At 45.7% G+C, this 14,852-nt stretch carries 18 protein-coding genes; 3 read left to right on the top strand and 15 right to left on the bottom strand.

Annotated features, from left to right (window positions below):
- Window positions 1–117 precede the first annotated feature (117 nt).
- From GO003_RS10025 to pth, 3 genes are read left to right on the top strand one after another with little or no spacing between them, the layout of a single operon-like run.
- A complete protein-coding gene (locus GO003_RS10025) occupies window positions 118–786 on the top strand; it encodes a Bax inhibitor-1/YccA family protein (RefSeq protein ID WP_159658077.1) in 669 nt (222 codons plus the stop codon).
- Window positions 779–1,375, top strand: coding sequence for a hypothetical protein (locus GO003_RS10020; protein ID WP_159658076.1), 597 nt, complete (start codon window positions 779–781; stop codon window positions 1,373–1,375). The genes GO003_RS10025 and GO003_RS10020 overlap by 8 nt, the downstream gene beginning before the upstream one ends.
- A gap of 57 nt (window positions 1,376–1,432) precedes the next feature.
- Window positions 1,433–2,020 (top strand): aminoacyl-tRNA hydrolase, encoded by a 588-nt coding sequence (pth, locus tag GO003_RS10015; RefSeq protein WP_159658075.1) that lies wholly within the window; start codon window positions 1,433–1,435, stop codon window positions 2,018–2,020.
- A gap of 18 nt (window positions 2,021–2,038) precedes the next feature.
- Here pth and GO003_RS10010 read toward each other — a convergent pair whose 3' ends face one another.
- From GO003_RS10010 to flhF, 15 genes are all read right to left on the bottom strand, one after another.
- Window positions 2,039–2,503: an MEKHLA domain-containing protein gene (locus tag GO003_RS10010; RefSeq protein WP_159658074.1), complete on the bottom strand. Its 465-nt coding sequence runs from the start codon at window positions 2,501–2,503 to the stop codon at window positions 2,039–2,041.
- Between the two features lie 22 nt (window positions 2,504–2,525).
- A complete protein-coding gene (locus GO003_RS10005) occupies window positions 2,526–2,909 on the bottom strand; it encodes a DUF2802 domain-containing protein (protein ID WP_159658073.1) in 384 nt (127 codons plus the stop codon).
- Complete coding sequence (locus GO003_RS10000) at window positions 2,909–3,097, bottom strand: hypothetical protein (protein WP_159658072.1); 189 nt, start codon at window positions 3,095–3,097, stop codon at window positions 2,909–2,911. Before GO003_RS10000 ends, GO003_RS10005 begins: the two co-directional genes overlap by 1 nt.
- Before the next feature lie 30 nt (window positions 3,098–3,127).
- Window positions 3,128–3,604 carry a chemotaxis protein CheW gene (locus tag GO003_RS09995; RefSeq protein ID WP_159658071.1) on the bottom strand — a complete coding sequence of 159 codons (477 nt, stop codon included), beginning with the start codon at window positions 3,602–3,604 and terminating at the stop codon, window positions 3,128–3,130.
- A 101-nt stretch (window positions 3,605–3,705) separates the two neighbouring features.
- Entirely contained in the window at window positions 3,706–4,602 is an 897-nt protein-coding gene (locus GO003_RS09990; protein WP_231088923.1) for a chemotaxis protein CheW, read from the bottom strand.
- Window positions 4,602–5,405 (bottom strand): ParA family protein, encoded by an 804-nt coding sequence (locus tag GO003_RS09985; RefSeq protein ID WP_159658070.1) that lies wholly within the window; start codon window positions 5,403–5,405, stop codon window positions 4,602–4,604. The genes GO003_RS09990 and GO003_RS09985 overlap by 1 nt, the downstream gene beginning before the upstream one ends.
- Before the next feature lie 7 nt (window positions 5,406–5,412).
- On the bottom strand, window positions 5,413–6,315 hold the full coding sequence (motD, locus tag GO003_RS09980; RefSeq protein ID WP_159658069.1) for a flagellar motor protein MotD: 903 nt from the start codon (window positions 6,313–6,315) through the stop codon (window positions 5,413–5,415).
- The gene (locus tag GO003_RS09975) at window positions 6,315–7,085 is read right to left on the bottom strand and encodes a flagellar motor protein (protein WP_159658068.1); all 771 of its coding nucleotides are present in this window, start codon (window positions 7,083–7,085) and stop codon (window positions 6,315–6,317) included. The genes motD and GO003_RS09975 overlap by 1 nt, the downstream gene beginning before the upstream one ends.
- Complete coding sequence (locus GO003_RS09970; RefSeq protein ID WP_159658067.1) at window positions 7,085–8,155, bottom strand: protein-glutamate methylesterase/protein-glutamine glutaminase; 1,071 nt, start codon at window positions 8,153–8,155, stop codon at window positions 7,085–7,087. Before GO003_RS09970 ends, GO003_RS09975 begins: the two co-directional genes overlap by 1 nt.
- Before the next feature lie 13 nt (window positions 8,156–8,168).
- Window positions 8,169–10,370: a chemotaxis protein CheA gene (locus GO003_RS09965; protein WP_159658066.1), complete on the bottom strand. Its 2,202-nt coding sequence runs from the start codon at window positions 10,368–10,370 to the stop codon at window positions 8,169–8,171.
- 9 nt (window positions 10,371–10,379) lie between these two features.
- Entirely contained in the window at window positions 10,380–11,111 is a 732-nt protein-coding gene (locus GO003_RS09960) for a protein phosphatase CheZ (RefSeq protein ID WP_159658065.1), read from the bottom strand.
- A gap of 16 nt (window positions 11,112–11,127) precedes the next feature.
- Window positions 11,128–11,502: a chemotaxis response regulator CheY gene (gene cheY / locus GO003_RS09955; RefSeq protein WP_206444726.1), complete on the bottom strand. Its 375-nt coding sequence runs from the start codon at window positions 11,500–11,502 to the stop codon at window positions 11,128–11,130.
- Window positions 11,503–11,752: 250 nt separating this feature from the next.
- Window positions 11,753–12,496 (bottom strand): RNA polymerase sigma factor FliA, encoded by a 744-nt coding sequence (locus GO003_RS09950; protein ID WP_159658063.1) that lies wholly within the window; start codon window positions 12,494–12,496, stop codon window positions 11,753–11,755.
- Window positions 12,493–13,326: a MinD/ParA family protein gene (locus GO003_RS09945; protein WP_164505730.1), complete on the bottom strand. Its 834-nt coding sequence runs from the start codon at window positions 13,324–13,326 to the stop codon at window positions 12,493–12,495. Before GO003_RS09945 ends, GO003_RS09950 begins: the two co-directional genes overlap by 4 nt.
- A 31-nt stretch (window positions 13,327–13,357) precedes the next feature.
- The gene (gene flhF, locus GO003_RS09940) at window positions 13,358–14,842 is read right to left on the bottom strand and encodes a flagellar biosynthesis protein FlhF (RefSeq protein ID WP_159658061.1); all 1,485 of its coding nucleotides are present in this window, start codon (window positions 14,840–14,842) and stop codon (window positions 13,358–13,360) included.
- Window positions 14,843–14,852: the final 10 nt, after the last annotated feature.

Genomic DNA, 14,852 nt, shown 5'->3' with positions numbered 1-14,852 from the left:
GAATTTAATTGATTACTCCGCAGATTTCGGGTAAAGGCTTACAAATGAAATGAAACTCTTGTACCATTGCATGGTCTACGATTTGTATTTTTTAACTTTCAACAGGAGTTGATCACTATGCGTTTAAATACCGCTGTATCACGTCCGGAATCGAGTATTCTGGCGACGAACAAATTACTGAGAAACACCTATATGTTGTTGTCCATGACGTTGTTATTCAGCGCCATGACAGCCGGTGCCTCCATGGCGTTTAACTTACCCCATCCCGGCATGATCGTGACGTTGGTAGGCTACTTTGGACTGTTATTCTTAACGACTAAATTTCGTAACAGCGCTCTGGGTCTGGTGTGCGTTTTTGCATTAACCGGCTTTATGGGCTTGACCCTGGGTCCCATTTTGACCATGTACATTAAAGCCTTCAGCAATGGTCATGAATTGATCATGACAGCGCTGGGCGGTACGGGTGTCATCTTCTTAGGCTTATCAGGTTATGCCCTGACCACCCGTAAGGATTTCAGCTTCATGGGCGGATTTCTGATGGTTGGCATACTGGTCGCTTTTCTGGCAGGTATCGGCGCCGTGGTATTTTCCATGCCTGCGTTGTCACTGGCTGTATCAGCGATGTTTATTCTGTTGATGTCAGGCATGATTCTGTTTCAAACCAGCGCACTGGTTAATGGCGGAGAAGACAATTACATCATGGCAACTGTTTCCCTGTACGTATCCATCTACAACTTGTTCTTGAGCTTGTTGCAGATACTGGGCGTATTCGGCGGTGATGAATAAAGCGTTATTTGATTTAGTAAAAAGCCCGGCCAAAACCGGGCTTTTTATTGTTTGGATGTTTCTGCTTTCGGCATGCCAAACACCCAAAACACCGGAGCAAGTCACGGTGGCATTCTGGCAGGCGATGACTGAGAAGGACGTGGAAACAGCGATACAGTTTGTTACCACCGATAGTCAGGTCCTCGTTTCCGCTGATGCCCATGAATTGCCTGAAAATGCTTCTGTTGAAACAGGCCGAATTGTTATTGAAAACCAGCACGCATCGGTTGAAACGTTCATTGCCTCTAAAGATGTAAACAACGTACGGCAATCTTTTTATACCGAGTTACAAAAAGAAGGCGAAACATGGAAAATCGATTTCAGGCAAACAGTTAACGCCATTCCTGGCGATGCCTTGGGCCAATTATTCAAAGACCTGAAAGATATCGGCGAAAATCTGAATAAACAATTAGAAGAGCAAATACCCCTATTCGAGAAAGAAATCGAATCGTTTGGCAGTGAACTGGAAAAACAAATGCAAGAGTTTGAAAAAAGACTAGAAAAACTATTCCCACCCAGTCAACCCAAGGGTAATCCGGATTCGATTTGAATACGGGAACTTTACAAACCACCCCTCTTCGCAACCACTCCCGTTAATCTGATAACAATGACAGGCATTAAACTTTTTGTTGGGCTGGGCAATCCCGGCTCACAATACGAAAACACCCGGCACAATGCCGGTTTTTGGTGGATAGACCAGATTGCTCAGTCAACCGGAACCCGCATGAACAATGAAGCCAAATTTTTCGGCACAGCCGGAAAACTCACTGAAAACAGCCAGGAAGCCTGGCTTCTCAAGCCGGCAACTTTCATGAATTTAAGTGGCCGCTCAGTCAGTGCTTTAGCTAAATTTTACAAAATTCCAGCCGAACAAATTCTGGTAATCCATGACGAGCTGGACTTGCCGCCCGGTACTTGCAAGCTTAAAAAAGGCGGGGGGCATGGTGGGCATAACGGTTTAAAGGATATAGCCGCTCAACTGGGCACCACTGATTTCTGGCGATTGAGACTGGGAATAGGTCATCCGGGCGACAGAAATGCGGTAGTCAATTTCGTCCTGCATCCTCCGTCCAAAAGCGAATGGCAACTCATCAGCCAAACGATTGATGAAAGCGCACTGCTTTTAAATCAGTTGCTGCAAGGACAAACCGAGCAGGCGATGATGAAGCTGCATACGAAAACGCCACGAGGCTAATTGATTACCTCAACGAGGCTATAGCATCAGCCATTCGTCGAAAAACGCGGCCTGGCCTCTATAAATTCCGTCCTCGTCCAAAAGATTCCACACCACTGCATTTTTGATCATAAAGCGTCTGCCATGTTTGGAAATGCGGACGCCCTGATAGTCATTGATGTAACCTTGGGTACTGACCAATGCCAACAGGCGGTTACGTTCGTCCTGATTGACCGGCTCAGCGGAAAGCCGGGACGGCGTGCTGATAAATTCTTCCCAGCTCATTTCAAACAATTCTAGGGCTTTGGCATTCGCATAATTGAATACGGGATCGGCCTTCGTATCGTGGGAAACCACCGCAAACGGCGCAAAATAAAGCGCCTCTCCGATTCCACTTTTATCGCTGATTTCAGCTAGCAAGGGTTTATTAAGCAGCTTTTCAAAACTACGACGGATTAATCGAGCATGTTCCTGATAAAAATGATTTTCTCGACAAGGAGGCATGAGCTATCAACTAAAAACTGTTTTATGACGATCGATTTCTGTGTAGCCGGATCAATAACACCGCTTCGTCCCGGCTCATATTAAACTGCTGCATCAGATCTTCTGCACTGGCACCATTATGCGCTTGTTGAATAGCGCCATAATAAGGTTGTGAAGCTTGAGATAGCTGTTCGACCTCGGCCAGCTTTTCAAATAGCTCTGCCAGGGCGTCATCGGCATCATTCAATCGTTGATCAACGCTTACGGATGCGGTGCACAGTCCTACCATATCTCGGTTAAGCGTGTTGACGATATCCTGCAAGACCTGAAGCTTTTTTTTAAGCTTATGATGGCTCGCTAAAAGCCAGGTTAGGAAAAGACCATTCAGCACGAACAACGCTATGCCGACCAGAATTACATCATTCATTAAACCACTTCATCAATATGCTGCAAAGGTTCATTATCCCCGCTGGAATCCTCCTCGTTATCCGGATTTTGCGAATGCGGTGGATTTTTTTTGTTACGCTCTTCGTCTTTTTCGACTCTCGCGGGCCTAATGACAGGATAAGCAGGAATTATAGGCTGAATTTCCATCGCATTGCCCTCAATTGTCATTGCCTCCAAAAAACACGGAGGCAACAAAGGCTAAAACAGATCCAATTCGGCTTTTTCCTCGTCACTCAAAAACCGGTTCAGATCAACCAAAATCAGAAGTTCATTTTCACGGCTTGTCACACCTTGAATATAGCGTGACGTATCTTCGTTACCTACGTTGGGAGCCGTCTCAATATCGGAGGCCCTCAATTCAACAACTTCTGCAACACTGTCGACAAGAATACCAATGATATGGGCTTCAGTCTCAATGATGACAATTCGGGAATTATCATCCGTTTCTTTCGTATAGAGCCCGAAACGGTTGCGCGTGTCAATAACAGTGACCACATTGCCACGTAAATTAATAATTCCCAATACATACGATGGCGCACCAGGCACAGGAGCAATTTCTGCAACGCGCAATACTTCCTGTACTTGCATGACATTAATGCCGTATTTTTCGTCTCCTAAACGAAAAGTGACCCATTGCATGATTGGATTATTTTGTTTCTCTTCGGACAACTTCATTCCTAATTACTCCCTCTCGATAAAATTTATTAAATGCTGCAAATCTGTCCCTGACCTCAGCAACAACGAATTAAAATGCCGATTTTCAGTGGTTTATTCAGTTAGCTGCTTAACCTTCGCGGTGTCAGTAAATTGACATCGACAACCGCAGCCAAACCATCGATGACTGTTCCGATTAACCAGGGTCTTTGTTTTCTATACGTCCGCCAGCGCACCTGCTCCGGTAGCAACTTACCAATATTCAGCAATTCGTCGCACGCCAACGCCCAATTGCCATCCTGAGTAATCAATAAACTTTTAAAAGGCTGTTCCAGCAGATTTCTTTGCTGACCTATCACCTTTCCAAATATCAACTGTCCGGTATCAAGAACCCCGACATTCTTTTCATGTTCCTGCAACAAACCTATAAACCAGGAAGGTTGACCGGGTACCGAACGCGTTTCACCATCAAATTTTAATGTCCGGGAAAGCTCTGTTAAAGGTGTTGCCAAAACCAATTGATCCACTTTAAAAAACAACGCCTGAAATTCATATCGAGTCCAGTCGGGCATGACAGCCAAGGGCCGGACCACTTTCGGTTCAGGCTGTTTCACAGTCACTTTTTTCTCGGCCTGAGGCACGATGACGAGTTGATTGACCGGTTTGATGTCGAGCTCAGTTGCTTCCAGTAACCTGGATACATCGTTCAAGGATGCCTGTATGGCATCTTCAAAATCGACTCGTGCCTTTAAACTTGGCGATTTCGTTACGGTGTTCGATTTTTCCTGTATCAAGGGAGTGGGATTTTGTATTTCTTTTATCAGGGGTTTGTCAGCCGGTAAGTCAGGCGCTGGCTTCGAGATGGTTTTTTCCGGCACCGGAGGCGCTTTTGTGTCCGCTTCGTCTATTTCCTCTGCATCGGATGAATCGAAGGGCTGATCATCCAGTAATGTCTTCAAATAAAGATCAAGGGCTAAATCCTGATGAATAATCCCCCCATTACTTTTTTGGTCAGTCATCACACAACTGCCGATTTATGCGCGTCAGCATGATTAAACAACAACAGCTGATCCAGCAGCTGTGAATAGGCTGCGACTGATTTGGCCTCCGGCATATACAATGATATGGGCTGACCGGTTTTGCTGGCTTCTCTCAGCTTGGTGTCTACCGGTATCACCGAATTCCACAAAAACTGAGGATATTTCTCCTGCAAAACATGCAGACTGTCAATAGCGGCCCGTGTCCTTCTGTCAAACATGGTTGGCACGATGGTGTAATGCGGCGGAGTCGATTTTGCGTGGTAAACCATCCCCAACGTATGCATCATTCTTTCCAAGCCCTTGAGCGCCAGAAACTCGGCCAATACGGGGATAATCAATTGTTCACAGGCCGCCAGGGCATTAATCATAAGTACACCCAGCATAGGCGGACTATCAATCAACACATAATCGTAATCGTCCTGAACCTTATTCAAAGCGCCGCTGATTACCAGTCCCATACCACCCATGCCAGCAACCTGCCTATCCAAAGTTGCAATGGCAGTAGCGGCAGGCAGAACACTGAGTCCGTCAAAATCGGTCTTAACAATATAAGGCGCCGGGCCAATATTTCTCTTCTTTTGACTGGCATCTTGAAAAAGATTGTAAACGCTGCCTTTAATGTCGTCGGGATTCATCTTGAAGTAACTGGTTAATGCCCCATGCGGATCCAGATCGACTAACAAGGTTCGAAACCCCCAAGAGGACAATAAGCCACCTAGCGATATAACCGTGGTTGTTTTGCCAACCCCACCTTTTTGATTGGATACTGCCCAAACTTTCATAGCGTATTCACCGGTTTTTTTGAGTGTTCTGAGGCTCTACGCCTTCTGTTGTTTCAGGTTGTGCAATATTCAACAACCTGGCACGTTCCTGATCATTCGCCCCATAACGTGCAAAGGCATGCGACATGAGCACGATAGAAACACGTCTATTTTGAAATCGTCCTTCATCAATTGTGTTATCGGCAATAGGATGAAATTCTCCATAACCAATGGCCGATAAACGGTCTGAATTGATACCTTCCCGTTCAAACTCTCTAACAACGCTGGATGCCCTGGCTGAAGACAACTCCCAATTGGACGGAAACTGAAGTCTATTGATGGGACGGTTATCGGTATGGCCTTCTACATTGATGGAATTCGGCATCCGCCTGACAATTTCAGAAACTTTCTGCAGGATGGGGATAGCTTTGGGGGATAAAGCCGCATCTCCGCTGGCGAATAACAACTCACTGTTCATCTCCAGCTCAATCCAGAAATCGTTTTTCTTGACATTGACAAGCTCTTCATCAATAAATGGCGCCAGCACTTCTTTAAACTGCTCGGCTGCCTCAATCAAATTTCGCCTTTCCCTCAAAATTTCTTCGCTCAATTCATGTTTTTTCTCGACTTCTTCCAATGTGGGCTGATCCAGCTCAATCGGTTGAAGGGTCATAGGCGTATCGCCCACCTGAATGGGCTGTATGATTTTATAAGCCGTACCCTCTTGATTCGCTATGTTTTGATCAGAACCCTTATTTGAAAAAGCCCCTTCCAGCGAATTTGAAAGTGTTTTGTATTTGCCTTCATTGACGGATGAAATCGAATACATGACAACAAAAAATGCAAACAACAAAGTGATAAAATCCGCATACGAAACCAGCCATCGGTCATGGTTATCACTCTCTAGCAGCTCTTTTCTTTTTCGTCTCATTATCGACCTCTTTTTTTAGCCTTCAATTTTTCATCCAGATAACCGGATAGTTTTAACTCTATATTCCTTGGATTTTCTCCCTCGGCAATGGCCACTATGCCCTCCATGAGCATTTCCCGATATTGAGACAAAGCAAAAACCTGCATTTTTAACTTGTTGGCGATAGGAAGAAAAAACAGATTGGCAAATCCTACGCCATAGATAGTGGCAACAAATGCCGTAGCGATACCAGTACCCAGTAATGCAGGATCGGTCAGATTTTTCATGACATGAATCAAACCGATCACAGCACCGATTATTCCGAGCGTCGGCGAGTAACCTCCCATAGCCTCAAACAACCTCGCGGCCTGTAAATCTTTAAACTCCCTTGCACCGATATCAAGTTCAAGGCAATCGCGGATAACATCCGGTTCACTGCCGTCCACTAAAAGCTGTAAGCCTTTAACCGCAAAATCGTCTTTTTCAAGATCAATCAATGTTTCCAGACCTAGCAAGCCCTCTTTTCTCGCCATGGCACTCCAATCAACAATTTTTTCAATTTGCTTTCTGAGCATCAACGTCTGCGGCTTAAAAATCCACAAACTGATTTTAAGGCTGCGCATAAAAATAGCAGTTGGAAATTGCAGCAGGGTTGCCCCTAGCGTGCCGCCTAAAACAATCAGAAACGCAGGACCATTGACGAGAGCAGTGACCTGCCCGCCTTCAAGCAAGTTTCCACCGACAATTGCGGAAAACCCAATGATAATGCCGACGACACTTAAAAAGTCCATTAGCTTAAACGGGCAAAAGCCTCGCTCATCTCTTCCAAATTAAAAACAGCATCGGCCAGACCCGCATCTATGATTGCTTTTGGCATCCCATAAATCGTACAACTGGCTTGATCCTGTGCCCATACCTGAGCGCCGGTCCTTTTTAATTTGTCAGCACCCTCCTTGCCATCAGAACCCATGCCCGTCATGATTACCGCCAGGGCGTTTCCCGGATAATGAGCCGCCACCGAGGTCAAGGTAATGTCTGCACAGGGACTGAATATTTCATGCTGTAGTTTTTCTCTTAATCTGATCATTTTTCCCCGTCCCCTGCTTTCAATTTCCAATTGCATTCCGCCGGGAGCCACTAGAATTAGCGGCTCTTCCAGACTGTCTCCGTTAACTGCTTCCCTTGCACGAACCTGGCTCAGTTGATCCAACCTTTCCGCATAGCTATGAGTAAAATTTTGGGGCATGTGCTGAATGATGATCAATGGAATCGTAAATGATTTAGGCAGTGCCTTGATGATTTGCTGAACCGCCAAAGGACCGCCAGTAGAGGCAGCCACTACTATCAAGCGAGGCATAAACGCTTTTTTTTGTGAACCGGCGCTGGATTGAGGGAGACTCTGCTTTAGACTGTATGACTGACATGCGTGGTGGGCCACTTTTTTTGCTTGCGAAGCGACTATTTTGACCCTGCGCCTTAACACTTGTCGTGCTACTTCCGGATCAGCGTCAATCTCTGTCAATTGTTTGGGCAGAAAATCAATGGCCCCTGCTTGCAGGGCATCAAATGTTGCTTGAGCACCAACACGGGTCATTGCCGAAAACATTAATATCGGCACAGGATGTTCTTCCATAATGCGCTTTACAGCAGTGATGCCATCCATAACCGGCATTTGAATATCCATGGTAATGACATCCGGCTTCAGCTGAACTGTTTTTTGAATGGCTTCTAAACCGTTAGCGGCAAATCCTATGACTTCAAGATCGCTGGGGCCTTCCGATTCAGCTGAAAACTCAAGTATTTCCTTTATCCGTTTACGAATGAAACTTGAATCATCCACCACCAACACTTTAATGGTCATAACTTATCCAGTTTTAACTGGCATATTTTTTCATCAGTCCAGGAACATCGAGAATCAATGCGATACGGCCATCACCGGTGATCGTTGCCCCTGAAAGTCCATCCAATCCCTGCAATTTGGCACCCAGAGCTTTGATAACCACTTCTTCCTGTCCAATTAATTGATCTACGACAAAACCCACTTGCCGTCCTCCCGCATTCACGACTACAACATGAGCCGCCACACGTTTTTGAACCTCATAAAGGGGATTTCTTACCAGCCATTCGCCCAAATAAAATAAAGGCAATGCCTTATTTCTGACCATAATCACAAGTTGTCCATCGACAACATTGGTATTGCGTAAATCCAGATCAAGTATTTCTATCACGCTGGCCAACGGCAAAGCGAAAGCCTGATCAAAAAGCCTGACCATTAACGTAGGCATTATAGCCAGGGTTAATGGGACTTTGATGGTAATCGTACTTCCGTAGCCCTCTGTCGAATCAACCTCTACGGTACCGTTCATTTGAGATATTCGCGTTTTGACGACATCCATGCCGACACCCCGCCCTGAAACATCAGAAATTTCAGTTTTAGTCGAGAAGCCGGGCATAAATATCAGGTTAAAACATTCTCTACTATCAAGCCGGGCGGCTGTATCGGGATCCATCAAGCCTTTTTCGACGACTTTGGCACGTAAAACGTCGGCATTCATCCCCTTGCCGTCGTCTCTTATCGATAACAGGATATGGTCGCCTTGTTGAGACGCCGTAAGCACGACAATTCCTTCTTTCGGCTTACCCGCTTTTTCCCGTTCATAAGGCAGTTCAATCCCATGATCCACAGCATTTCTAACTAAATGGACCAGAGGATCAGCAAGCGCTTCAACCAGATTTTTATCCAGATCGGTCTCTTCTCCGATCAACTCCAGTCTTATTTCTTTTTTTAGGCTGCGGGCCAGGTCTCTTACAACGCGGGGAAAACGGCCAAAAACTTTTTTGATCGGCTGCATTCTCGTTTTCATGACAGCCAGCTGTAAATCAGATGTAACAATGGCCAGATTGGCTATAGCTTGGGCCATTTGATCATCTCGTTCGCTAGCCAGTTTCAGCGTCTGTAAACGGTTTCTGACCAAAACCAGTTCACCCACCATATTCATAATCTCATCAAGCACTTGAGTATCGACTCTTACCGACGTTTCCACTTGGGGAGTTCCGGCTTTTTGCGCCTTGATATCTGAACCGACTGGGAAACTTGACGGTGCAGCAGCATTGTCGGCTGATCTGGCCTCGACAGTTGGCCTGGATACCGGTTGCGGAGCGGCGGCAGGTGCAGCCATTGATTTATTTTGTGGAATGGACTCTTTATTGGAATGACCCTCGACAATGCTCAGTTTGGAGGCATCAAATTTACCTTTCCCATGGATTTCATCCATGACTTTTTCAAATTCGTCATCACTGATTTCATCCGGTGCAACAGACGCCGTAGAGGTGGATGTTTGAGCAATTTCAGCACCTTTAAATTTGCCTTTACCGTGTAACTCATCCAATAACCGGTCAAACTCTTCTTCGGTCATTTCATCTGATTCAACAGCTTGCGCCTGACCGGAAGTTTCTTTTACCTTGCTTGCAGGTGCGGCAGAAACGTCCCCTTTACCGTGCAAGGCATCCAGCAACGCTTCAAATTCTTCTTCGGTAATTTCATCAGAAGATGAGCCTGAGTCGCCCCCAGCCTTTGATTCTGCCGCCCTGTCCAGCATAGCTTCAAACTGTGCTTCTACAGCATCGCTCTCATCGACAGACTCTACCGGCATTGTTTCTACATCGGGCGAAACGATATCATCTGATGCCGGGACAGCAAAAGTTTGCAAATTAGCTAATAATTCAGGATCGGCAGATTCGGGTAATATCCCGCCTCTGACTTGATTGAACATGTTGTTTACAACATCCAGAACTTGTAATACAACATCCATAAGTTCGGCAGAAACGCGCCGGTCTCCCTGCCGCAGAATATTAAAAACATCCTCTGCTTTATGACAAATTTCCACTAAGGCATCAATCGCCAAAAAGCCGGCACCGCCTTTAACGGTATGGAATCCTCGAAATATGGCATTGAGCAAATCATAATCTTCGGGCATTTGCTCAAGCTGAACCAACTGCTCTCCCAACAGATCAAGAATTTCACCAGCCTCGACCAGAAAGTCCTGAAGTATTTCGTCGTCCAGGTCAATTGCCATATGGTTTCCTCAAAATCCCAAACTTGATAACAGGTCATCCACGTCATCCTGACTGCTGGCGACTACTGCACCATCACTATCATCCAAACCCGGAACAATTGGTCCCGGCAACTCAGGCTCACTGCTGTCTATGTTTTTTTCTGGCGGCCTGCCGTGCCCCGACAGCTTAATTAAAGCGAGCATACCGGATTCCAGTTCCTCAACCATGGTAATGACTCGCCGAATAATCTGGCCGGTGATGTCTTGGAAACTTTGAGCCATCAGGATCTCATTTAATCCATTTTGAATATTCTCAAGCGATTGAACGGAGACTTTAAAATACTCCGTTAATTCTTGACTCATGTCCTTAAACTCCTGAAAAGGCATTTGCCTGATCAAAAACCGGTCCCAGTTAGCAGACAGCTTTTGCACTTGCTGATTCAGCTCGGAAGCCACAGGATATAAATCTTCTACCGCATTCAAAGTTTTATTCGCAGCTTGTTCGGTCATTGAAATAACATAGTGCAAGCGCTCCTTTGCATCCGGAATATCATTTTGCGCAAAAGCGGTAATTTTTGTTTCCAGCGCAAAAGAAGTCATCGAATCATGTAGTTGCCGCGTTAACTTTCCAACTTCCTGATAAAGCTGAGTCTCACGTATACCGGCAATTTCATCCATATATTTATTTGCAGAAGCTTCGTCTCCATTCACCAACGCTTCCAGCAAATTTTTAGCTAAGCTAAGGCGATCAATTTCGGTCATGGCAATCCTTCTTCAGCTAGCCGTCTATGCGTTCAAAAATCTTCTCGATCTTTTCTTTAAGTGTAGCCGCCGTAAAAGGTTTGATGATGTAGCCATTGACCCCGGCCTGCGCAGCCATAATAATTTGCTCTCGCTTGGCTTCTGCAGTTACCATTAATACCGGCATCTTGGCCAGTTCCGGATCCGCACGAACGGCCTTTAATAAATCCAGGCCGGTCATACCGGGCATATTCCAATCCGTAATCAGAAAATCGATTGCACCTGACTTCAGCTTAGGCAGTGCGGTCTTCCCATCATCCGCTTCCAAAGTATTGGTAAAACCCAGATCCCGGAGCAAATTTTTTACTATTCGTCTCATTGTTGAAAAATCATCAACAACCAGAATTTTCATGTTCTTATCCAAAGATAATCTCCAATCTGTTGTATTTTGTCATTCTCAGTGAACCGTTATTAACTCAATCCAGTTTTTAATCGTGTGAATTGCCTTCGGCTCAATTCATTAAGTAGCGGGAATGAAACAACCATCACAACTTAAGCTGAACTTTGACCCTATTCAAGTAGTAGCAGGCTATGTCAGTGATTGCGTGACGTGAAGATGAGCAAACTGACTGAGCACTGTTGAAGGCATAAACGTCGAGCGCCTAAGTATTTTCACTTCCCGCCTCTTGCCAACCGGCCAGTCTGGCACGCAATCGCAGCATCGCTTTGCTTAAAATCTGACTGACCCGCGACTCACTGACCTCAAGCACTTTGCCAATCTCTCTCAAGTTCAACTCATCGTTATAATACAGTGAAATGACCAATCTTTCGCGTTCGGGCAATTGCATAATGGCTTCTTTCAACGCAGCATTGAATGATTCATGGCTAATTTGCCCAAATGGATCACTTTCTTCTTCGATACACTCATCAAAAGCATGATCACCTTCTTCCGCTAATTTCTCTACACTCAATTCTCTACAGCAAAGCGTATCCTGAAGAATTTGCCCGTATTCATCCATGCTGATGCCTAAGAATTTGGCAACATCGGAATCTCTGGCATCACATCCGGTATTGTTTTCGATCTGTCGGATAGCATCGGCAACCATACGTGCTTTTCTATGCACTGAACGTGGCGTCCAATCGGAACGCCTGACATCATCCAGCATCGACCCGCGAATACGAATGCCGGCATAGGTTTCAAAACTTGCACCTTGGGACGAATCAAAGTTTTTTACGGCTTCCAATAAGCCCAACATACCCGACTGAATCAAATCATCGACCATAATCGTGTCAGGTAATTTACAAATCAAATGATAGGCGATGCGCTTAACGAGAGGTGCATACTGTGCGACAAGGTCTTCTTTAGACCCGGTCTGCACAGAGGCATACATCGCCGCTCCTTTCATGCAACATGCTCCTGAGTGCCGTATTGAATCATCCGCTCAACAAAAAACTCCAGGTATCCGCCCGCTTGATTTTTGATCGGCCAACGGTTGATTTGCTGGGCGGCTGCTTTAATTGCCAGTGACGCCTTACTCCTGGGATATGAAGCAATCACAGGATTTTGCTTTTGCACCGCTTTACGCAAATATTCGTCGAACGGAATTGCCCCGACAAAATCCAATGAAACATCCAGATAACGATCGGTCACCCGGGTTAACTTTTGAAAAAGCAACTGGCCTTGCTGAACCGTCTGAACCATATTAGTCAGCACATGAAATCGGTTAAGTCCGTAATCTCTATTCAACAATTTAATAAACGCATAAGCATCAGTGAGCGAAGTCGGCTCATCACAGACAACGATAATAATCTCCTGACACGCTCGGGCAAAATTAACCACGCTGGGCGAAATACCCGCTGCGGTATCAACGATCATGACATCCAGATCATGATTGATTTCGCTAAAAGCATGCACAATGGCCGCCTGCTCGATATTAGAAAGGTCAGACATGCGTTGCAGGCCCGACGAGGCAGGAATCACCAATAGCCCTGATGGCCCGTGAAGAATAATTTCATCCAGTGTTTTTTCGCCGCTAAGTACATGTGATAAATTGAACTGTGGATACATACCCAGCAGCACATCGACATTAGCCAAGCCCATATCGGCATCCAGCAAAGCCACACGTTTACCCATTTCGCACATGGCCATGCCTAAATTAACTGACAAGTTAGTTTTACCCACGCCACCTTTGCCGCTGGTAACAGCAATGACACGAACAGGGTTTACTTTTTTCATTTTTCTAATTCCGGCAGCTTGATCCAATTGATTATGCATAGCTTTGTGAAACCCAATCATCATAATTCATGCTGACCTTACTTTCGCCGGTCAGCTTAAGTTCTGCGACGCATTGCTCAACAAGATCTCTACCGACTGCATTATGCAAATCTTCGGGAACTTGTTGACCATTGGTGACAAAAGCCAGGGGTAAACGTTGTTCAGTCACAGCAGACAAGGCCGCGCCTTGAGATGTGGTCTCATCAAGTTTAGTCAAAATACCTGCTTCCGGCTGAAATATTTTAAAAGCCTCAATGATTTCTTTCGTCGTTTTATATTGGGTTGCTGCAGACATGACCAGATAACATTTGATAAACAGGTCATCGTGCTGCAAGGTTTTGATCTGTTCGGCAAGACGCTGATCTCTGTGCCCCATGCCTGCGGTATCAATCAAAATCAAGCGTTTATCGGCAAAACCGTTGATCAGTGATCTCAATTGCTCGGCATTTGAAGCAATACGAACCGGTACATCTAATATGCGGCCATACGTATTGAGCTGATCGTGAGCAGCAATCCGGAAATTATCGGTGGAAATCAAAGCCACCTGTTTTGGCCCGTGTTTCAGTATGAACTGAGCCGCCAGTTTTGCGATGGTCGTGGTTTTTCCCACACCGGTAGGACCTACCAGCGCAACGATACCGCCGTATTCAAGCAGATTGTCTTCGGCAATAGGCAATACGTTGATCAGCATTTCCTGCGCTTTTTTAAACGCCAAATCCACATCGCGAAGTGAGCCTAAACGATTAGCCACTTTGATACTGAGGTTCTTGGCTATCCCCATATCCGCCAGTCGGCTCAGCAATTCGAGTCGGGCCGGATTGTTCTGATTATTTTGCTGCCAACCCATTTCAGACAATCGGCTGTTCATCGTCACACGCAATGACTTAAGCTCCTGAAACATGTCCATAATGAGTTGATCGTGGTCAACTTCCTGCTTTTCCTGAGAGATTGTTTGTTGTTGAATTTTTTCTGCGTAATCAATCGGTTTATTAACCTGAGCGGCAGAGGGAGAATTTGCTTTAGGCGATTCAGCAGTGTTTTCCCAATCCTGCCTGACCGAATTTTTAGGGGCTGACAATGGCTCCGGGTAGCTGACTGGTTTTGCCGGTCTGGTGAAATTTGCTTTTTCAGCATAACCCAGATACTCATCCATTTTGCGGCGCGAAGGCCGTGGTGGTATCTCGCCGTCAGCACCTTTTTTTCGGGGGTTGCTGATAACATGTAACGGTTTTTCTTCCGCTTCAAACGTTTGCAAAACGGGTTTTCTTATTTCCTTGGATCTCGCCAGTTTCTGTTCTTCAGCCTGTTTTTGCAGGCTGCTATGAATCAGCTCCTCGTCAAAATCGCGGGCCGCGACAATTTCCACGCCGCCATCAACGGAACGATTCGACATTATCACCGCGTCGGCTCCGAGTTCTTCCTTGACCATACGCATGGCTTGGCGGATATCCTCCGCAAAATATCGTTTAATTTTCATTTACTACCCC

Source organism: Methylicorpusculum oleiharenae, assembly GCF_009828925.2.
In the GTDB taxonomy this organism is placed as follows: domain Bacteria; phylum Pseudomonadota; class Gammaproteobacteria; order Methylococcales; family Methylomonadaceae; genus Methylicorpusculum; species Methylicorpusculum oleiharenae.
The sequence above is the reverse complement of the archived record's forward strand: the minus strand, read 5'-3'. Positions and strand labels throughout refer to the sequence as shown.